We start from the raw sequence: 19,582 nt of genomic DNA on the forward strand, positions 1-19,582 counted from the left end.
CCGCGGGCTTGGGGGTGAGACGTGGCCATCCACGGCACTCAGACCTCAATAATTTCCAGTGCCGCCCGGCTCCCGGTGGGGGCCAAGACAGGGGGGCGACGGGGGCGACGGCGGCAAAGCGGAAGACGCCAGTTCAAGGAGGTGGCGGACTCCGCAAAAGGTGGAAAGATGACAAGGGAAACATCTATGAGTGGGACTATCGACACGGCGAGTGGGAGATGTACAACAAGCTACAACAAGCTACAACAAGCGTGGTAAGCATCAAGGCGTTCTTGATCCCAACACCGGACAGCCGATCCCAGGGAAAGGCCCCGACCCCACCCGGAGCGTCGAACCATGAGTGATCAAGCGGTCGGTTGGGAGATCGAGGCATACCGCGAGTCGGACGAGCTCTTGGAATGGTCCGTAAAACTTCCTCCGGGGGTCAGCCATCACACGGCGGAGCAGGTTCGTGCCGTTCTGGCCCACTTCGATGTGCCAGCAGAAACCGTTGGCCCGCTCGACGACGCCAGATTCACATACTTCGTTGGCGGTTTCGCCGACGCGCGTACTACGAAGCCAGCTCCAGGCCCGTCGAGCGGCGGGCAGTCACCACCATAGGAGCAGAGCGAGTGGTCTGGCCGGTTTGAGCATGACCGTCGCCCGCTCCTGAGCGTTTAGAGCGTGTCCTGTAAGTGATTGAGCTGGGTTTCTGGTTGTTGTGTGCGGTGGTTGGTCGTGGTGAGTTGACGGATCGGGCGTGGGCGGTGATCAAGCCGTTGCTGCCGCCGCAGCAGGGTGGCGGCAGGCGGTGGTGTGAGCATCGGCAGGTGATCAACGCGATCGTGTGGAAGCTGCGGACCGGCGCCCGGTGGCGTGATCTGCCTGAACGCCATGGGCCGTGGAAGACCGCGCATGAACGGCTGCGGTTGTGGACCAAGGACGGTACCTGGGGCAAGATCCTTGACCACGTCATCGTCAAAGACGACGCCGTCGGTGACGTCGAATGGGTCACGAGTATCGACTCCAGCGTGGTCCGGGCGCATCAGCATTCCGCCGGGGCCCGGAAAAGGGGGATGCAGCAGCGACATCGAAGCCCTCGCCGTCGACGGGGAAGAACTCGGGCGGTCCCGTGGCGGACTGAGCACCAAGATCCACCTCGTGGTCGACGGGCGAGGGCTGCCGATGCGGTTTCTGCTCACTCCCGGGCAAGCCGGAGACAATCCGCTGCTGGTTCCGTTGCGGCCTGGCCGCGGTTGCGACGATGCCGGACCTGGTCAGAGTGCTGGGGAATCGTGCAGGCGATCCCGCGCCGCCGCAGGTAGGCCCGGTTGGCGCGAGAACTGCAGGCCTTGTCCGCCAGGACACGACCCGGACCCTGGCCAGTACCGTCTCGAACTGCGGCGAGTCCCCACGTTGATTGGCGGTCACCAGCAACGACAATGGTTTCTGGCCTTGCTCGGTGGCCAGATGCAGCTTGGTCGTCCAGCCTCCCCACGACCGGCCCAGCACGGCTGGGACACGCTCAGGGACGCCGAATACTCGGAAACGGGGCGATCGTCGTGACCGCTTCCTTTCCGTGGCGGGCTCCCTTGGTGGGCCGGTCAGAATGGGAAGAGCCGATTCGGGTGCTGCTGGCCACGGCGGCCGACAACTATCTGGTGTCTCCTGGCGCAGCTCACCGGGAGTGAGACCGTGGTCGAGACCGCGTTGCTATGCGCCGTACCCGCCCCGGACATTCCCACGCGGGAGGCACGCCGCGCGAGTGCGCAGTGGTGGTCGGCAGTCACCGAACCATGGGGCGGACAGTAATCCCCGTGGGCGTTGGGCCCCGGCCGACGGCGCAAGCCATTGCTGCTGACGGAATAGAAATCCGCGGAACTTGCCTTCCCGGCCGGGGCACTGGCAGGGAATCGTGGTGTATGCGGGTAGCCCTGCGCTGATCACACCTGCGATGGCGGGCACATCTCACTTTTCATGGGCCAACGCGGCGAATGGACATGGGACTCGGCAACTCCGCGTTGTCTACAGCGACAACCAGCGTCCGGTCGAAGCCGGGGCGGCTCGCGCGGAGCTGGTCTACGAGGTTGTCCGAGTCCGAGGACCTGATCGAGCGGTCGCCGCAGCCCTGGTAAAGGGCCGGGACAGGAGAGCCTGGGCTGCGCGCAAGGTTTCTTCAAGGTTCCGCCGGAAGGTTCAGCGCGGGCGTCAGGCTTTCGTAAGGAGATGTCCGGAGCGCCCTCGAGGCTGTCGTCGTCCCAACGCGGACACGAATTCCCGGGTGGAGGGACAGGTTCATGACCGAGCACTGGCGCCGGTACGCCGGAAGCGTCGAGGCCGGGCGAATGGTGGTGGCCAGTGTGGCCGTGGTGGCGCTCGCGGTTCCGCAACGGTGGACGTGGCCGTCGATCACGGCGTTGGCGCTGGCCGGAGCCGGGATGCTGGCGATGGTGGTAGCGCTGCTGCGGCTTCTGCCGAACCGGGTGGCGAGTGTGGTCGCCGCCGTGGCGTGGGGGCTCGCCGCCGTCGCGCAGGGCATCGTCCTGTGGGTTCCGGACGAGGTCCGCGCGTCGGGCTCACAGCTGGTGCAGGTGCGGTCGTTCGGCACTGGGCTGGCGTACGCGGGGTTCGGCGCGCTCGTGCTGGCGGCCGCACTGGTCGTGGCGTCGTCGCGCGCGCAAACGGGGCTGCGGGATACGGTCGTCGCGATGCTGGCGCTGGTGTCCCCGGCGCTGCTGCTCCCGCTCGGTGCGGTGCTCGCCGACGACGGGATCGGCTACCACATCGACAAGGCGGAAAGCACGGTCGCGAACGGTCCGCCACCACGGGCGAGCACCCCGGGTGCGGACGCGCCGCTGGGTGTGCTGAAGCCGTCCGCCGAGCTGTCGGTGCCCGTTACGTCCTCGGCCGTGTTGGTTCCCGGCACGGATCTGATGGTGCTGATCGGGCGTCCGGACCGCTATGACGCGGTGCTCGCCTACTCGACCGGGCCCGGTGGGACGGCGCAGCCGCGGTGGCGGTATTCGCTCGGGCAGGAGCAGTCCGGCGGGGCACGGGCCGTCGTCGACCGGGCGGCAGGGCGGGTGACCGTGGTCCTGCGGGACGCGGTCGTGGTACTGGACCTGGCCTCCGGGCGGGAACTGAACGTGGTTCCGATGCCACGGCAGGCGGAGAGCTGGTCCGTGGTGGGCCCGGGGCAGGCCCGTTCGGGATGGTCGCCGGCCTCGGACGTCGTTCTCCGCCAGGGCCCGGTGTTGTTGCTGGGCGCGCTGGGCGAGGAACGGGAACCGGAAGCGTACGTGACCGAATTCGACCCGGGCACAGCGACGTTCACCGAATTCGACCGCGGCCGGCGCGGGCCGTGTGCCTATCAGGCGATCGACGACGTCGTACTGGCGTCCGGGCCGACCGGCTGCGGTACGCCCCGGCTGACGGTCCGGACGGGCGGCGGGTGGCGGATGGTCGCTCTGCCCACCGCCCTCACCGAGCCGGTGCTCCTCGGCACCGCGAAGGGCGTCATCCTGCTGCGCGGTGCCGGTGAGCTGGTCGCGATCGACGCGAAAGGGCGCCAGGTGTGGCACCGGAGTGTCGGCGACGCCGCGGCTCGGGCCGTGCTCACCGTTCCGGAGCCGTTCGTAGTCGTCCAGCTGCCCGGCCGTGTAGTCGACGTGATCCAGTTGCGCAACGGCGCGGTGAACCGTGAAGGGGCCGCCCTGCCCGGTGATCCCCTCGGCACGAAGGATTCCGGCCCGCTCGGCGAGCCGAACGGGCCAGTGGTCGACGGCGCGGTGTGGTACCGGATCGCCACCATCGGCGGGCCGCCGGAGAAACCGGACCGCAGAGTCGTCGCCGTCGATCTCCGCACGTTCACCGAGCGCCCGTTGGACGCGGGTGCCGCCTGCTGTGGCTGGGGGCCGGCCGGACCGTGGCTCGCCGTACTCGCCGCCGCCGACGGTCAGCTGGTCACGAAGGACGTCGCCGGCACGCACGTGCACCGCAAGGCGGACCAGCCATGAGCGCGCGGCACAGGGGAATCCTGCTCGCGGCCATCGTCGTGTCGATCGCCGTGGCGGCTGTGGTGCTGATCGTGGTCCGCTCGGGTGGCGGCCCCGCCCCGCCCCGGCCACCGTTCCAGCGGCCGACGCGACCGTCGCGAGCACCTCGCCACCCGCGCAGCGGTCGCTCGCACTGGACGGCACCGTCGTGTGGCAGTCGGCCCCGCGGGCCGACCGTGGCGCACTTGGCACCGCGGGTGGTCTGCTCGTGGCGGACGAGCAAGGTGTCCGCATGCTCGACCCGGCCACCGGTGCCGAACGCTGGCACTACCGCCGCGGCGAGCCGCGTTCTCCGCAGCCGCCCGACGGTGGCGGTGCGCCCGGGGACGTGGACCTCGGCGTCGTGTCGGAGGGCGGCCGGACGGTGGCGGTCAACGTCGGTCCGCGGACCAACGTCAACGAGCCCGCCCGGCAGGGCGCCGCGACCTGGGTGTTCGACGCGGTGTCCGGGCGGCTGCTCGCAGACCTCCCCGGCAGATCGGCTTACGCGATCGTCGGCGACCTGGTGGTGACGGTGACACATCGGCCGGGCCGGATCACGGCGTTCAGCGTCACGGGTGAGTCTCGCTGGGAGCGTGCCTTCGACGGCTGCCAGGAGCAGGCCGTCCCGCGTGTGCTCGCCGGCCCGCGAGGGACGGTGCTGGTGGAGGAGAACTGCGTCGGCCCGGTCAACCACGACGAGATCGCCGGACGTTCGTGGCTGTGGGCTCTCGACCGGGGCACGGGAGCCACGAGGTGGCTCTGGCGGGCTCCGGTGTCCGGCCTGAGCCGGACGTGGCCGGTGGGCGACACACGTCCGGACCGGGTTCTCGTCGACGTGCGACCGCAGGGGGTGCTGGGTGCGGCGCACACGGTCGTGGCGATCGACCTCCAGACCGGAAGTCCACTGTGGACCCGGGAGAACCTCGTGCTCGACCCGGCACCGCCGGTCGCCGGTTCGCCGAACCGGCCGCGCTACCAGTGGGATGTCGGCTGGGCGCGGGGCACCCCGGTGCTCGTGGAGAACACCGACACGGCGCGTTTCCAGGACAAGGTGACGGTACTCGCCGGCCTGAACCCGGACACCGGTGCCACGTCCTGGACTCACGTCCAACGGGACACCTGGCGCGCGAACGCGGACGTCGTCGGCGGTGTCGTGCGGCCGGTGCTGCTCAGCCTGCGGGAAGGCCGTCTCGCGCTCGCCGCCGTGCCACTCGCCGCGGACCGGAGCGGGATCCCGCTCTACAGCCAGCTAGTGCTCGTGCCGGTCGAGGGCGACGGGCGGATCGCCCCGGTGCGGCCGGTGGTGCGCGCGGCGACCGGGCAATGGCTGACCACGCAGCTGGCCGCCACTCCCGCCGGGCTCGTCGTCACCGGTCGGCACGCTGCGACGCGGGAGCAGGTCGCCGTCACCCTCGCCTGAGGAGGTGACCCGCATGGCCGATCGGGCAGTGCGGCCGGGATTTCGGCGTCGGCTCAGCCGGAAAGGTGGTGCTCGGCGGGTGTGGTGGCGAGGCGCAGCAGGCGGGTCCCCTCCGGCGTACAGCGGGCGAGGTGGCCGGGCGGCAGCCGGTCGGCCACCTCGGCGCCGGGGAACCGGCCGAGCAGGCCCAGCGCCTTCCCGTGTCCCGGCGCCCCGACGAGGACGGCGGTGGCCGCGCTCCAGAACGGTGAACGGACCGGAATGCGGGCAACGTCGTGGAGCACGCACGTCCACGCGGCACCGGTGTAGGCGTCGGGGCTCTGGTCGGTTTCGGCCAGAAGTGCTTGCGGCGCCAGCGGAGTGGGCGGCACGGACGGCCACGGCTGCTGACCGCCGACGATGCTCAGCCGTCCGGCCGAGCGCGCGAGCACCGGCTTCCAGCGAGCCGGGGCCGGTGTGCGGACCGATACCGAACAGCCGGCGCCGAGCAGGCGAAAAGCCAGCACCCGCACCAGATCCGGTGCGTCGACAACGCCGATTATCGACGGCTGCGGGCCGGCACAGGTCAGTCTTTCCACGCTCCCACCGGGACCCTGGCCGAGGACGATCCCGGCCGGAGCCAGTGTGAGGGCGAGGTCGACACCGCCGGCACCGCGCCACAACGTTTCCCGCATCGACTCGGCTTCTCTCATCGGCTCACTCCCAACGCGTCGATGAGCTCACGCCGTCCACCACCGAGGGGGAGTGTCGCGCGGAGCCCGTCTGCCTGGTGGCCCGGCAAGGTCGTCACGAGACCGGTGGCGACCAGCGCGCCGCGTGCCGCGGCGGCGCGGCGGTGGTCGGCCGACACGACCCGGACGGCCGCGCGGGTGGTGGCCATCCGCCCGGACAGCTCCACGGCCACGGAGACCACCGACCGGTCGGCGGGAGTGGCCGCCGCCGCGGCGACAAGGCGCGCGAGGTCCGAAGTGGACCGCAGCTCGGCGAACAGCGAGCAGTGGGCGGCGTTCTCGGTGATCCAGGCGTGGTCCCTCGCGCTCCCACTGCGTCCCGAGTCGGCAAGCTGGGCGAGCACGGAGTACAGCGCGCGGGGCGCCAACATCGTGGCGTGGACACCGGTCCGGTCGAGATGCCGCCGCAGGCGTGCCGTCGCCGCCGCGACGGCCTTCCCCGCGCCGGACGCTCCGCCGCCGCGGGCGGTCACCGCGGCCGGTGCCCAGAGCGGCTCGTGCCGGACGGCGAGCAGCACCCGCCGTGCGAGCGGATCGTCCGGAGTGGACAGTCCGAGGTAGGAGCCTGCCGGCTCGAAGCGCTCGCCCGGGGACGGTGCGCGGAACTGCTCGACGATCAGTTGCACACCGCTGGGCTCGGCGGGATCGGCGGCGAGCTGCGCGGCGATGAGACCGAGATCGAGATGGATCGCGCCGCCGGTGTTGATTTCCAGTACCGCGCAGAATCCCTGACCGTCTTCGAGCAGGCCAACTGTCTGTCCACTGTGGATCTCAGCTTCCGCGATCCGCAGCTCCGGAAGTGAGTGGGAGAGCGCGACGAGGCCGGGGAGTCCGGAAGTGGACGAGCGAGTGGGCGCCGGGGGTGTTCGCCGGAGAACGTAGTCCGCGAGCGGTCTTCCCTGTAATCGCGTGAAGGCGGCGGCGATGACGAGAACGGCGATGAGGCCGAGAAGAACCGCGGCCGGATAAGCCTTGGCGAAGGCCGACGCCGTGCTCGCCACGAGCAGGGCTGCTCCGGTTTCCAGGGCGATCACTTTTCCGCGGTGCAACCAGAGTGCGGGACGCGATCGGGTACGGAACGACGCTGTCATCGCGTATTCCTTTCAGTGCGGGAAAATATTCGGTTCGGCCGCCGATTTCGCTGATTCCCGGCGGGAAAAAGGTTAGGCTCGTCGGCATTAACCCCTTTCCGACGAAGGTGAGCGATGGCGAGCACCAAGGATCACGTCGAGGCCTACGCCTACGAGGGACGCAGGCAGGCGACGAGCCTGCTCACCGGAAGCGATCGCGCGGGCGCCGATCCTCGTCGCCGTCTCAACCGGACGACCGCGGGCAGCCTCGTGGTGGCCGTGCTCGCCGCCACCGGCTTCGGCGTGGCCGGATTGCTCGGCGCGGGCAGCGGCCCCGCCGTACCGGATTCCGGAGCCGTGCTGGTGAAAGGGGACGGTGGACGTTACGTCGCGGTCAACGGCGTGCTCCACCCCGCGCTCAACCTCACCTCGGCGCTGCTGGTCGGCGGCGGCCAGGTCACCGAGGTACGGCCGGACGCGCTCGGCAGCAGACCGCGCGGGCTGCCGGTCGGTATCCCGAACGCCCCAGATGCCTTGCCACAGCAGGGAAAGCTCAGTGCCGAGCCGTGGACGGCCTGCACCACTTCCTCGGCCGCGCCCGGCTCGCGTACCGATCTGGTGATCGGCCCCGCGCCCGCCGAGGGACGGCTTGGGCCGGACGACGCGCTCGTGGTGCGTTACCCGGACGGGAGACAGTGGCTGCTCATGCAGGGCCGCCGGTTCGCGCTCGACACGACCACCCAGGCCAGGCTGGGACTTCAGCTCGCGAGCCCGGTGTCGTTGCCGCCCGAGGTGCTCGCGACGGTGCCGGAGGGCCCGAGGATCGACATGCCGCAGGTGGCCGCCAAAGGCACGTCGCCGAGCAGGCCGATTCCCGGTGTCCCCGGCGTGGTCGGGGACCTCGTGCACAGCTCGTCCGCCGGGCTCGGTGACCAGTACTACGTCGTCGAACCGGACGGGCTGCGCGCCATCACGCCGTTCGTCTTCCTGCTGCTCGCGAGTTCCGGGGCGCGCTCGGTGGACGTCGGCCCGGCCGTTACCAGCGCGGCACCGGTGGCGAACGTCACGGCGCCCGGCGCTTCCGGCTGGCCCGAGCGAAAGCCGAAGCCGGTCGAGGTGACGCCCGGAAGACCGGTCTGCTTCAGCACGGGCCCGGGCGCCGCGCCGGGAAAGGCTCCGTGGCAGCTCGACGTTTCCGTCCCGGCCGCGGTCCCCGGCGTCGACGTCGCACCGGTCGCGGTGACCGGCGGAGACACACCGGGAGTTCTCCGCTCGGTCCGGATCCCGCCGGGCCGCGGGGCGCTGGTGAAGGCCGCGTCCAGTGCCGGGCAGGATGGCGCCTACACGCTGGTCACCGACGCCGGGCAACGGTACGCACTGCCCGGCGCGGACGCCGTCCACCGGCTCCGGTACGACCCGGCGGCGGTGAAGAACGTGCCCGCGCCGTTCGTGAACCTGCTGCCCTCCGGGCCGGTCCTCGACCCGGAAGCCGCGCAGCGGGAATTCCCCGGTTCCTGACATGTCACACCAGCTCGGTGTCCGGCGGCCCGGGGGTACCCCGCTCCTCGCGTGCGGTCCGGGGGAGCGGTCCGGCTGCCCAGCCGCGCTTCGCCGCGCGCCGGACGGCGAGGGCGCCGATCGCGGCGAGCATCGCCAGTGAGGCCAGGATTCCGGACCACGCGAGGGCGATCCGCGTCGCGCGGCTGTCGTCCGTGCCCGCCGGCATCGGGGCCATCCTGACAAGCCCGCCGGGGCGGAGTGACGATGACGGGAGCGCCGCGTCCGGCACGGTCAGCGCGGCGTAGGGGTCGAGGACCCCGGCGCCGCTGCGCTCGTCGGGACGGCCGGACACCCGCACCGCCGCGGACTTCAGCCGGTCGATCACCTGCGGGGCGGGCAGCTCCGGGTACCGCTGGCGAATCAGCGCCGCGGCCCCGGTGACCAGCGGCGTCGCGAAGCTGGTGCCGGTGACGGCCAGATAACCGCCACCCGGTGCGGTGGTCGTCAGATTCTCGCCGGGCGCGGCGATCCCGACCCACGGCCCGGAGTTGGACTGCGCGAGCGGAAGACCTTGCGCGTTCACCGCCGCGACCGCCAGCACCCCGGGATAGGCCGCCGGATACCAGGTCTGGCCGGGCTGGCTCTGCGCCTCGTTGCCCGCGGCGGCGACCACCACGACGTCCCGCGCCTGTGCGTAGGCGATCGCGTCACGGACGGCCGGATCGTCGACGGCCAGCGCGAACGACAGGTTCAGCACCCGGACCCGGTGATCGGCCGCGTCACGGATCCCGGCGGCGAGCTGCCCGCGCGGCAGATTCTCGATCGGCGTGGCGAACCGCACCGGATAGATCGACGCGCCGGGCGCGATCCCCGCCACCCGCGGATCGTCACCGGGCCGAGCGGCGAGCAGCCCGGCCACCGCGGTGCCGTGGCCGGCGCAGTCGAGCGCACGACCCGGCCCCGGCGGGCCCTGATCGCCGATTTGCGTGCCCGGCGCGGGCACGGCGCCGCCGAGCTTCGGATGACTCCAGTCCACTCCGGAATCGACCACCCCGGCCAGCACCCCGGCACCGGTCGCGAGTTCGTGGGCACGGTCGAAGCCGAGCCGCGCGATCACCGGGGCCGGACCGGCCGCGGTGGGCAGCGGCTGGCCCCTCGGCGCGGGCGGACGGCACTCCCCGCCCTGCTGGGCCATCGCGGGAGAAACCGGCGTCAGTGCCAGCACCAGCGCGACGACACCGGCCCGCGTGATCATCCGATGTCCATGAGGGCCGCGTAGATGTCCCACACGGCGAGGACGAGCGGGACGACAGCGAGCAGCAGGACCGATTCGGCGATGTCGAGCCAGCGCGCACCCCGCGGGCCGGTCACGGACCGCCCCTGCACGATCGCGGCCAGCCCGACGAAGACCCCCAGTAGCACCACCGTCGGCAGCACGATGCCGAGCATCACGTCCTGATCGCCGGCGAACCGGGCGATCACTGCCGCGAGGAGCGCGACCAGCGCGGCGGCGGTCGCGGCCATCGATGCCAGCCGCTGCGCGCGCTCGGCGAACAGCCGCGCTCGCAACGCGACAAGCGCGAGCAGCACCCCGGCGAGCACCATCGGCCAGGTCCCGCCCAGCGCCAGCAGCACGATGCCCGCCGCGACCACCGCGTTGATCCCGGCGACGAGGCCGGTGAGCAGCCGGCGGGCCTGGTCGATCCGCCTGCTGGTCTCGTCCCAAGAGGACTGTCCGGTCACCTGCGCGACGTCCTGGGCGTTCCTGGGCAGGCTCGGCCGGGGGAGCCGTGCCAGCCGCAGCGCCAGCGTCGGCATCGCCGTGGTGAGGGCGAGCGCCAGGGGAGCCACGACCGCGGCGGCGCGTTCCGGCGTACCGCTGGCGGGCAGCGCGACGAGCGCACCGAGCAGGCCCGAAAGGCCGACGACGGCGAGCGCCGCGAACGTCCCGTCTCCGCCACCGACGACCACCGCACCCAGCGCCGCCACCACCAGGACGACGGCGCTCGCGAGCAGCACGTGCGCGCCCGTGTGCGAGGCGGTGAGCAGCACGCTGGAACCGGCGGCCCCCACCAGCGCGGCGAGCGCGGCGGTCACGGTCCCGGCGGCGAGGTCGCCCGCGGCCCGTGCCAGCGCGCCTCCGCCGAGGAGCAGCAGCGCGGCCAGCGTCACTCCGAGGAACCCGGCGGTCCTCCCACCGGTCGCGAGGAGCAGGGCCGCCGCTCCCAGCCCGGTGAGGACGCCGATGACCCCGCAGGCCACCCTGGCAGCGCGAGTGTCCCATGTGGACGTCACCGCTCCGGCGCCGATCACCTCGACGACGTCGTCATACAGCGGCGCGGCGCCTCGTTCGTCGGCTGGGCGCAGGAAGAGCAGTTCGCCTTCGCGGACACCGTTGGCGGCCAGCCCGCGCGCGGGGTCCAGCCGGGTTCCGTCACCGCGCGCCAGCACCCACCCGCCGTGTGCCGCGCCGCCGTCCGGCGGGCGGTCGGGCAGCACATGCTGGAGCAGCATCGGCAGCAGCTGTGCGAGCGGGACGGTGGCGGGCACGGAAATGTCGGCGCGGGTGGCCGGACCGGCCACCGTCAGCCGGCAGAAGCCGTCGCTCGTCCCGCCGGGCCGGACAGCGCCCTGCTGGCCGTGGGGCATCTTTCCCTTCCTCCCCGCATCTGGTAAACCAGGTCACACACAACGTTTTTCCCGGGCGCGGGTCGCCGCCGACCTTGACGGCGCGACCTTGAAGAAACCTTGAAGCCGACGGAACACCCTCCGCTGGAGCGCCCGTGACCACCGAAACCCTGTTCCATCGACCGCCGCGGCAGGCCGCGCCCGCCGTCCCGGACGGGGAACTCGCCCTGCAACCACCGCCGGAGCTGCCGAAGGCCGAGAGCGGCGGGATCTGGCTGACCGCGCTGCCCGCGTTGTCCGGGCTCGGTTCGGTGGCGTACCTGTTCGCGGGCCCGCCGAACCCTGTGACGTACGTGGCCGGTTCGCTGTTCCTGTTCTCCTCGCTCGCGGTCGTCGTGGGGTCCCTGCTGCGCAGCCGGACCACCCAGAAGGGCGACGCCGCGACGCGGCGCCGTGACTACCTCCGGTACCTGGCGACGATCAGGACGCAGGTGCGCAAGACGGCCGAGGCGCAGCGGGCGGGCATCGGCTGGGGCGCGCCCGATCCCACGGTGCTCTGGTCCCTTGTGGACAGTCCGCGGCTGTGGGAACGCCGCGCGGGCGACGCCGATTTCGGCGTTCTGCGGATCGGCCTCGGCCCCCGCTACCTGGCCACGCCCTTGGTACCCGCCGAGACCGGGCCGGTGGAGGAACTCGACCCCCTTGCCGCGCTGGCGCTGAAGCGGTTCGTCGCGACCCACACCGTGCTCCCCGATCTGCCGGTGCAGCTGTCGCTGCGGCGATTCGCCGGGATCGCGCTCACCGGCGACACCGCGGCCGCCCGTGCCACGGCCCGCGCGCTCGTGGCGCAGGTCGCCACCTTCCACGCCCCGACCGACCTGCGTGTGGTGATCTGCACCGACGATCCGGACGCGGGGCCGTGGAGCTGGGCGAAATGGCTGCCGCACGCGCGTCACCCCGAGTTGTCCGACCACGCCGGGCCGGTGCGCCAGATCCACCGGTCGCTCCGGGCGCTGGAGGACCTGCTGGGTGCCGACCTCGCGCGCCGCTCGCGGTTCAGCAGGCAGTCGGAGCCGGATCCCGACGTCGCCCACCTGCTGGTGATCCTGGACGGCGGTGTGGTCACCGGCGAGGAACTCGTGCTGGCGCCCGACGGTTTGCAGGCCGTGACCGTGCTCGACCTGACGGGCGCCGCGGAACGCCTGGTGCGGGCGAACGGTGTCGAGTTCTCGGTCGCCGCCGACGCCGCGCTCGCCGTGCGGTCCGGTGCCGGTGCCGAGTCGCTCGGGCGCGCCGACGCGCTCGCCGTCGAGGTCGCCGACGCGCTGGCCCGGCAGCTGGCGCCGTACCGGCTCGACGCGGCCGACGTGGCCGCCGACGACCTGGCCTCGGCGAGCCGGACCCTGCCCGAGCTGCTGGGCCTGCCCGACGCGGGCATGGTGGATCTGGACGCCTGCTGGCGGCCCAAAGCCCTGCGCGACCGGCTGCGCGTCCCGATCGGGATCTCCGCGGACGGCACCGTGCTGGACCTCGACATCAAGGAGTCCGCGCAGGACGGTACGGGCCCGCACGGGCTGCTGGTCGGGGCCACCGGCTCCGGCAAGTCCGAACTGCTGCGGACGCTGGTGCTCGCGATGGCCGCCACCCATCCGCCGGACCAGCTGAACCTGGTCCTCGTCGACTTCAAGGGCGGCGCGACCTTCGCGAGGCTGGGCCACCTGCCGCATGTCGCGGCCACCATCACCAACCTCGAGAACGATCTGTCCCTTGTGGACAGAATGCGGGAGGCGCTGTCCGGGGAGATGAACCGGCGGCAGGAGATCCTGCGCGATTCCGGGAACCTGGTGTCCATTCGGGACTACGAGCGGCTGCGTCTTCGCGGGACACCGTTGCCGTCGTTGCCGAGCCTGTTCATCGTGGTCGACGAGTTCTCCGAGCTGCTGAGCCAGAAACCCGACTTCGCCGAGCTGTTCGTCCAAATAGGACGGCTGGGACGATCGCTCGGGCTGCACCTGCTGCTGGCGTCGCAACGGCTCGACGAGGGCAGGTTACGTGGCCTGGAGGCGCATCTGTCCTATCGCATCGGCCTGCGGACCTTCTCCGCGCAGGAAAGCCGCACCGCGATCGGCGTCCCCGACGCCGTCGAGCTGCCGAGCGCGCCGGGCCACGGCTACCTGGCCACCGAGGCCAGCACGCTCACCCGGTTCCGTGCGAGCTACGTGTCCGGTGCCTACAACGGCGGCGCTGTCGCGGAAGGAACCGCGTTGCCCGGAGCCACCGAGGTGCGGCCGTTCCCGGCAGCGGAACTGCCGGTGCCGCCGCGGCTGGCGGCGGTGTTGCGGGACGCCGAACGGGACGCGGGCGCCGAGGACGAGGTCACGCAGGTCACCGTGCTGTCCGTTCTGGTCGACCAGATGGTCGGCAAAGGCGTTCCGGCACACCAGGTCTGGCTGCCCCCGCTCGGCACCTCGGACACCCTCGCCGAGCTGATGCCCGCGATGGATGTCCGGGCAGGGCGGGGGTTCGGGGCGTCGCCGGACAGCCCCGCGCTCGTCGTCCCCATCGGTGTCGTGGACCGGCCGTATCATCAGCGCCGCGATCCGTACACGCTCGATCTGTCCGGCGCGGGCGGGCACGTCGCCATCGTCGGCGGGCCGCAGTCCGGCAAGTCGACCATACTGCGCACACTGCTGGCCGGGCTCGCGTTGCGGCATACTCCCGCCGAGGTACAGCTCTACGCGCTCGACTTCTCCGGCACGCTGTTCGCCTTGTCCGGGCTGCCGCATGTCGGCGGGGTGGCCGGGCGTCAGGACGGCGAGATCGTGCACCGCATCGTCGCCGAGGTCGCCGCGGTCGTCGAAGAACGCGAAGCCCGGTTCCGTGAACTCGGCGTCGACGGGATGGCGAGCTACCGGCGGCTGCGCGCGTCCGGAGGAGCGCCGGACGACCGGTTCGGCGACGTGTTCCTCGTCGTCGACGGCTGGGCCGTGCTGCGCCAGGACTTCGAGGCCATGGAGGAGCAGATCCTCGGCCTGCTGGGGCAGGCGCTGACCTACGGCGTGCACCTGGTCGTCACCGGGAACCGCTGGCTCGACCTCCGGCTCGGGCTGCGGGACCTGATCGGTACCAAGGTCGAACTCAAGCTGGGCGACGCCTTGGATTCCGAAATGGACCGCAGGGTCCAGGAGACCGTGCCCAGGGACCGGCCGGGCCGCGGCGTCACCCGCGACCGGCTGCACTTCCTCGGCGCCGTTCCCCGTGTGGACGGCGTCCGCGGCGCCGACGACCTCGCGACCGGCGTCGCGGATCTCGTCGCGAAGGTGTCCGGACACTGGACCGGCGACCCCGCCCCTCCCGTGCGCTTGCTGCCACCGATGCTCGAGTACGTGTCACTGTCCCGTGTGGACGGACTGGCGATCGGGATCGAGGGACGCCGGCTCGAGCCCGTGATCCTGGATCGCCGGGCAGACCCTGGCCTGCTGCTGATCGGCGACTCCGAGTCGGGTAAGACATCCACCCTGCGCGCGATCGCCCGCCAGGTCATCGACCGCGCCGAACCCCGCCAGGACAAGGTGGTCCTGCTGGACTACCGGTTGACGCTGCTGGGCGAGTTCGAGGGCGAGACCGTCCTGGCGTATGCCGGCAACCACCAGCAGGCCACCGATGTCGTGGCTGGTCTCGTGGAAGGCTTCAAGAAACGCCTGCCAGGCCCGGAAGTGACGCCCGAGCAGCTCCGGGCGCGTACCTGGTGGACGGGCCCGGACGTGCACGTCGTCGTCGACGACTACGACCTCGTGGCCACCTCGGTGGGTAACCCGTTGCTGCCGCTCCTGGAGTTCCTGCCTCAGGCCCGCAGTGTCGGCCTGCACCTGTACGTCGCCCGCGCGGCCGGCGGCGCCGGCCGGGCCGTGCTCGACCCTCTGCTCGGCAGGTTGCGGGAACTCGGCTTCCCCACGATCCTGCTGAGCGCCCCGGCGGACGAAGGGATCCTGTTCGGTATCCGGCCCCGCCCGCAGCGCGCGGGCCGAGGCACCCTCGTCCACCGGCGCCTCGGCACCGTACCCGTCCAACTCGCCCGCCTGGACTCGGTCCACGATCAGCCCAAGGTCTGACGGCCTCACGAACTCGGTACGAACGTACCCGGATCCGTGGAAGGCGGGGTCTCGAACTCGTTCGGGTCGCGCTCCGGCACGGCTATTCCCTTACCGGTCGCGATGGAGCCGATGTTCTTGACGGACGCCGAATCGGGATCCCAGTAGGAACCGTGCGCGTCCTCGCCGTACTTGGCCGTGTTCGCCTCGAACACCTTCGCGCCGAAGGCATGGGTGGTCGGGTTGCCGCCGTGCGTCCCCACGCCCGCACCACCCAGGTACCGGACGCTGTCATCGGCCTCCGCACCCGCGTAGACGTGGCCGTGGAACTTCGGCGGGTAGTCGTTGACGGAGTTGATGCCCTTCCCGGCGCCGATGCTGCCGAGCAACACGATGTCGTCGGCCTGGAGGTTGTGGTCGTGAGCCGCGCGACTGACCACAACACTGCCGTAGCTGTGCCCGACCGCGGTGATGTGCGGCTGTTGCCCGGTGAGCGCCACATGCGTGGCCCGGAGGCCGGCTATGTCGTTGGCGAGGTTGGCCGCCCCCGTGCGGGCCTTGTCCTCGCTGTACAGGTCGTCGAGTCCGGTAGCGAGGTCGCGTTGTTTGTTCGGCGGGTCGTACCCGAACCAGGCGAGGGAAGCGGTCGGATGGTTCGGATCCGCGCTGTTCGCAGCGTCGTAGGTTTGACCAGCCTTCCAGGTCAGAGCACCGGCGGAGGCCGTGTCGGTGTCGATGCCCGGCACGGTGACGGCGATATTGCCCGCCTTGTCCACGTCGCCGATGGCGATGGCGTACTTGGCGTTGGACTTGCCGCCGTCGTGCGGGAAGGCATTGGGTTCGTAAGCGTACAACTGCACGGGCACCTTGCCGTGGTACCGGTCGGCCCCGGCTTGCAAGGCGGTCAGGATGTCCGCGGCGTTCTGCCGGGTCCGCGCGTCCGTGCTGTGCAGGTCCAGATTCAGTGCCACTCGGTTGGCCGCGTCCCGGTCAGCCGCCGGGACGCCGTTGAGGTTGCCGAGTTCCCGGTAGTTGTAGTTGATCGCGTACTGGCGTTGCTCCGGGGTCAGGCCCTTCCACCAAGCCGCCACCGTCTTGGGGTCACTGCCCTTGGGGGGCAGCGCCACCGGTGCCCTACCGCCCTCGTCCAGGCCGGCGGGCGCGACGAATCCCAGTTCGGACAACGCCTTGGTGTGGCCGGCGAGCAGGGTGTTGTAGCCCTGGAACACCTTGTCCACGGCTTGACCGCTCGCCTTGACCAGCGCGACGGCCTGGGCTTCCAGGCTCTTCGCGGCGGTGTCCGGGTCCGAGGTGCCGGGGTTCTTGTACGCGTTGGCCGCGATCGCGTCGATCTGCTGCTGGATCGGCCGGAGTTTGCCATCCAGGTCGCTGACAGTGGTCTTGGCGAAGTTCGTCGCGTTGGTGAGATCGTCGGCTATTCCGTCGAGCATGGTCGCGATCTTCGTCATCTTGGCCGCGCCCAGTTTCGCCTTCGTGTCGGCCACGTATCCGGCTTCGTCGTGCACGGGCGTACCGTCCACTTTGTAGCCACTGGCGGTGAGCCGGGATGCCTGACTGCTCAGTTCGCCTGCCAGCTTGGCGTCCCCGCCCGCCTTGGCGAAGTCGGCGGCGAGCGTGCTGATCTCGACGGGATTGCCGGCGGCGAGCTGGTCCCGCAGCTTCCACGGGTCCACGCCGGCTCGGGCCGCTAAGTCCTCATTGGACAGTGGCATGGTCGCCTCTCAAGGAGATTCGTCGTGTGCGCAGGGGGACACCTGCGGGTGCTTCATCGTCGGGGCACGGCGTCCCGGTGCGGGCCGGGCAGGCCGGGGGATTCCTGGGCGGGATCGTCGGCGTCCCGGCCGGTCCGGTCGTGGTAATGCGACGGCCGGCCGGGCGGACGCAACGTCTCGGGGTCCACGTTCCCGGTGTCCGTCGGAGGTCTGCCGGGAACCGGAGGATCGGGCAGGCTGTGCGGTGCCGACTGGACATCCTGATAATCGCCGGCCACGATCGCGGACACGTTGTACAAGGCCTCGCGGTTCTGATCCGTGAAGTAGTGACCGTGCGCGTCCCATGGCAGCGGTTCCGTCGTCTCCGCGCGGAATCGGTGTGCGCCGAATGACAAATCCGTCGGGTTCGCCCCGTGGGTATTGGCGCCGGTCGCCCGAAGCCCGCCGATCTGTGCGATCTTGTCGTGGGAGGCCGTACCCACGTATACGCGGTCCGGCGCGTCCGGGTGTATCTGCGCGGCGTTCGTTGTTCCCGCGCCGGCGCCGATGCTGCCGACCAGGACCACGTCGTCCTTCGCCGTGTAGGCGTGGTGATCCGAGCCCGCGTGTCCGACCACGGTGCTGCCGTAGCTGTGCCCGACCACGGTCAGGTGTGGTTGGTTGCCGCCTCGGATGGCTCGCAGCCCGGCGAGGTCGTTCGCCAGATAGCCGCCGCCTTCGGTCGCCGGTCCTTCACTGACCACCGTGGGGTCGGGTGCCGCCGGCGGGATGTCGTAGCCGAACCATGCCAGCACGGCGGCGGACTTGCCGGGTGTCGCGTTCCTGGCCTCGCGATAGATGTTTCCGGCGTTGGTGACTCCGCCGGGTTCGCCGTTGGTGCTCGGAAGGGTGGTGGCGTTGTTGCTGATCCCGGGAACGTACACGGACGTGTTCGCGGCGGTGTCCAGGTCGCCGACGGAGATGGCGATCCGGCCCTTGCCGCCGAACTTCGACGGTTCGTACAGGTACAGCTGCGTCACGACGGGCTGGCCGGTGACCGGATCCCGATGGCCCGCCCCCTCGCGCAAGGCCGCGACGACCGCCTGGGCGTTGCGCCGGACGTCGGGGTTGTCGCTGTGCTGGTCCACCGAGAGCGCGACCCGGTTGGCCTTGTCACGGTCGGTCGCGGGAACGCCGTTGAGATTACCGATCTCGCGGTAGTTGTAGCTGATCGCGTACTGCCGTTGTTCCGGGGTCAGGCCTTTCCACCACGCCGCGACCGTCTTCGGGTCGGCGCCCTTGGGAGGCAGTGTCACCGGTGCGCCGCTGCCCTCGTCGAGTCCGCCTGGTGCGACGAATCCCAGGGCGGACAACGCTTTGTTGTGCGCGGCGAGCTGTTTGTCATAGGCCTGGTGGACCTTGTCGATGGCCTGTCCGCTCGTTTTGACGAGCGCGACGGCCTGCGCCAGCAGCGCTTTCGCCTGCGCGTCGGGGTTTGTCGTCCCGGGGTTCTTGTACGCAGTCGACGCGACCGCATCGTATTGCTGCTGGATCTTCTGCAGATTACCTTCCAGCGTGGTGACATTCGCCTTCGCGTAGTTCGTCGCGCTGGTCAGGTCGTCGGCGATCCCGTCCAGCATCGTGGCGATCTTCGTCAGGTTGCCCGCGCCCAGTTTGGTCTTCGTGCTCGCGACGAACCCTGCCTCGTCATGCACCGGCGTACTGTCCACTTTGTACCCGGAGGCGGTGAGCCGGGAAGCCTGCTGACCGAGTTCACCAGCCAGCTTGGCATTACCGCCCGCCTTCGCGAAATGGGCGGCCAGGTTGGTGATCTCGATCGGATCGCCGACGGCGAGCTGGTCGCGCAGCTTCCACGGGTCGATGCCCGCGCGCGCGGCAAGGTCCTCATTGGACAACGGCATGCTGTATCTCCTCTGGTGCTCCGACGCCGGGAAGTGATCGGCTCACATGCCGTCGGTGACCTGGCGGACGGTCGACTCGTTGCTGACGCTGGTCGTGTCCGCGGTGAGCTGCTCGCCCTGCTGCGCGGTCGAGTGGGCGCGGGACGCGAGGTGCGTGCGGTCCTCGGCGGCGGTCCGCGCGCCGTGGACGCCGGACGTCTGGGCGTGGGTCAGCGCACCGGCGATCGACCCGGCCGAGCCGACGTCGCCGAAGATGCTCCCGGAGATCTGCCCGGAACTCAGGGTCCGCGCGACGCCGTCGGCGGCCTCGCTCGCCGCGGTGTTCTGCCTCCCGCCGGTGTGCAGCTCGTCGCTGTCGTACTGGAATCCGCCGTTGGCCATCGTGGTCTCCCTTCGCTCCCTGCCCCGAGTCGGGCTGTCGGCGGGTTCGACGCCGGGTAGCGGCTCGCCGGTTCGGCGCGAGTGCTTACGGAGGTCTTACCTGCCGGTGCC

The 19,582-nt window shown here is 71.0% G+C and carries 13 protein-coding genes and 1 pseudogene; 7 read left to right on the forward strand and 7 right to left on the reverse strand.

Translation table 11 applies throughout. From position 1 onward, the window contains the following. Positions 1 to 14: 14 nt before the first annotated feature. The 5 genes and pseudogenes from ACFWY9_RS04025 to ACFWY9_RS04045 all read left to right on the forward strand — a co-directional run. A pseudogene (locus tag ACFWY9_RS04025) lies at positions 15 to 206 on the forward strand (colicin E3/pyocin S6 family cytotoxin); the annotation flags it as partial. 5 nt (positions 207 to 211) lie between these two features. Further along, positions 212 to 340: a colicin E3/pyocin S6 family cytotoxin gene (locus ACFWY9_RS04030; RefSeq protein WP_378338166.1), complete on the forward strand. Its 129-nt coding sequence runs from the start codon at positions 212 to 214 to the stop codon at positions 338 to 340. A 406-nt stretch (positions 341 to 746) separates the two neighbouring features. Beyond that, positions 747 to 1,304, forward strand: coding sequence for an IS5 family transposase (locus tag ACFWY9_RS04035; protein WP_378338167.1), 558 nt, complete (start codon positions 747 to 749; stop codon positions 1,302 to 1,304). A 972-nt stretch (positions 1,305 to 2,276) separates the two neighbouring features. Continuing rightward, positions 2,277 to 3,995 (forward strand): hypothetical protein, encoded by a 1,719-nt coding sequence (locus ACFWY9_RS04040; RefSeq protein ID WP_378338099.1) that lies wholly within the window; start codon positions 2,277 to 2,279, stop codon positions 3,993 to 3,995. Between the two features lie 247 nt (positions 3,996 to 4,242). Beyond that, positions 4,243 to 5,436 (forward strand): PQQ-binding-like beta-propeller repeat protein, encoded by a 1,194-nt coding sequence (locus ACFWY9_RS04045; protein WP_378338100.1) that lies wholly within the window; start codon positions 4,243 to 4,245, stop codon positions 5,434 to 5,436. A 53-nt stretch (positions 5,437 to 5,489) separates the two neighbouring features. On the opposite strand, the gene ACFWY9_RS04050 is transcribed toward ACFWY9_RS04045, so the two are convergent. Both ACFWY9_RS04050 and ACFWY9_RS04055 read right to left on the reverse strand, forming a co-directional pair. Continuing rightward, on the reverse strand, positions 5,490 to 6,128 hold the full coding sequence (locus tag ACFWY9_RS04050; protein ID WP_378324642.1) for a hypothetical protein: 639 nt from the start codon (positions 6,126 to 6,128) through the stop codon (positions 5,490 to 5,492). After that, on the reverse strand, positions 6,125 to 7,258 hold the full coding sequence (locus ACFWY9_RS04055; RefSeq protein ID WP_378338101.1) for a type VII secretion protein EccE: 1,134 nt from the start codon (positions 7,256 to 7,258) through the stop codon (positions 6,125 to 6,127). The genes ACFWY9_RS04050 and ACFWY9_RS04055 overlap by 4 nt, the downstream gene beginning before the upstream one ends. 114 nt (positions 7,259 to 7,372) lie before the next feature. On the opposite strand from ACFWY9_RS04055, the gene eccB reads away from it, so the two are divergent. Beyond that, complete coding sequence (eccB, locus tag ACFWY9_RS04060) at positions 7,373 to 8,755, forward strand: type VII secretion protein EccB (RefSeq protein WP_378338102.1); 1,383 nt, start codon at positions 7,373 to 7,375, stop codon at positions 8,753 to 8,755. Positions 8,756 to 8,759: 4 nt separating this feature from the next. On the opposite strand, the gene ACFWY9_RS04065 is transcribed toward eccB, so the two are convergent. Together ACFWY9_RS04065 and eccD are read right to left on the reverse strand one after the other, a co-directional pair. After that, positions 8,760 to 9,992: a S8 family serine peptidase gene (locus ACFWY9_RS04065; protein WP_378338103.1), complete on the reverse strand. Its 1,233-nt coding sequence runs from the start codon at positions 9,990 to 9,992 to the stop codon at positions 8,760 to 8,762. Further along, a complete protein-coding gene (eccD, locus tag ACFWY9_RS04070) occupies positions 9,989 to 11,386 on the reverse strand; it encodes a type VII secretion integral membrane protein EccD (RefSeq protein ID WP_378338104.1) in 1,398 nt (465 codons plus the stop codon). Before eccD ends, ACFWY9_RS04065 begins: the two co-directional genes overlap by 4 nt. Before the next feature lie 134 nt (positions 11,387 to 11,520). On the opposite strand from eccD, the gene eccCa reads away from it, so the two are divergent. Continuing rightward, on the forward strand, positions 11,521 to 15,477 hold the full coding sequence (gene eccCa, locus ACFWY9_RS04075) for a type VII secretion protein EccCa (protein WP_378338105.1): 3,957 nt from the start codon (positions 11,521 to 11,523) through the stop codon (positions 15,475 to 15,477). A gap of 5 nt (positions 15,478 to 15,482) precedes the next feature. Here eccCa and ACFWY9_RS04080 read toward each other — a convergent pair whose 3' ends face one another. Genes ACFWY9_RS04080 through ACFWY9_RS04090 form a run of 3 tightly spaced genes read right to left on the reverse strand, consistent with a single transcriptional unit; the run spans position 15,483 to position 19,471 of the window. Continuing rightward, positions 15,483 to 17,189: an alpha/beta hydrolase gene (locus ACFWY9_RS04080; RefSeq protein ID WP_378324634.1), complete on the reverse strand. Its 1,707-nt coding sequence runs from the start codon at positions 17,187 to 17,189 to the stop codon at positions 15,483 to 15,485. A 53-nt stretch (positions 17,190 to 17,242) separates the two neighbouring features. Then, positions 17,243 to 19,090 carry an alpha/beta hydrolase gene (locus ACFWY9_RS04085; RefSeq protein ID WP_378324632.1) on the reverse strand — a complete coding sequence of 616 codons (1,848 nt, stop codon included), beginning with the start codon at positions 19,088 to 19,090 and terminating at the stop codon, positions 17,243 to 17,245. Positions 19,091 to 19,132: 42 nt separating this feature from the next. After that, positions 19,133 to 19,471 (reverse strand): DUF2563 family protein, encoded by a 339-nt coding sequence (locus tag ACFWY9_RS04090; RefSeq protein WP_378324631.1) that lies wholly within the window; start codon positions 19,469 to 19,471, stop codon positions 19,133 to 19,135. Positions 19,472 to 19,582 lie beyond the last annotated feature (111 nt).

Source organism: Amycolatopsis sp. NPDC059027, assembly GCF_042739735.1.
GTDB lineage: Bacteria > Actinomycetota > Actinomycetes > Mycobacteriales > Pseudonocardiaceae > Amycolatopsis.

What these genes read in the sequence shown, in the direction of transcription:
- ACFWY9_RS04040 (WP_378338099.1), top strand. Translation starts at nt 2,277, where the DNA reads ATGACCGAGCACTGGCGCCGGTACGCCGGAAGCGTCGAGGCCGGGCGA.
- ACFWY9_RS04050 (WP_378324642.1), bottom strand. Translation starts at nt 6,128, where the DNA reads ATGAGAGAAGCCGAGTCGATGCGGGAAACGTTGTGGCGCGGTGCCGGC.
- ACFWY9_RS04055 (WP_378338101.1), bottom strand. Translation starts at nt 7,258, where the DNA reads ATGACAGCGTCGTTCCGTACCCGATCGCGTCCCGCACTCTGGTTGCAC.
- eccB (WP_378338102.1), top strand. Translation starts at nt 7,373, where the DNA reads ATGGCGAGCACCAAGGATCACGTCGAGGCCTACGCCTACGAGGGACGC.
- ACFWY9_RS04065 (WP_378338103.1), bottom strand. Translation starts at nt 9,992, where the DNA reads ATGATCACGCGGGCCGGTGTCGTCGCGCTGGTGCTGGCACTGACGCCG.
- eccD (WP_378338104.1), bottom strand. Translation starts at nt 11,386, where the DNA reads ATGCCCCACGGCCAGCAGGGCGCTGTCCGGCCCGGCGGGACGAGCGAC.
- ACFWY9_RS04080 (WP_378324634.1), bottom strand. Translation starts at nt 17,189, where the DNA reads ATGCCACTGTCCAATGAGGACTTAGCGGCCCGAGCCGGCGTGGACCCG.
- ACFWY9_RS04085 (WP_378324632.1), bottom strand. Translation starts at nt 19,090, where the DNA reads ATGCCGTTGTCCAATGAGGACCTTGCCGCGCGCGCGGGCATCGACCCG.
- ACFWY9_RS04090 (WP_378324631.1), bottom strand. Translation starts at nt 19,471, where the DNA reads ATGGCCAACGGCGGATTCCAGTACGACAGCGACGAGCTGCACACCGGC.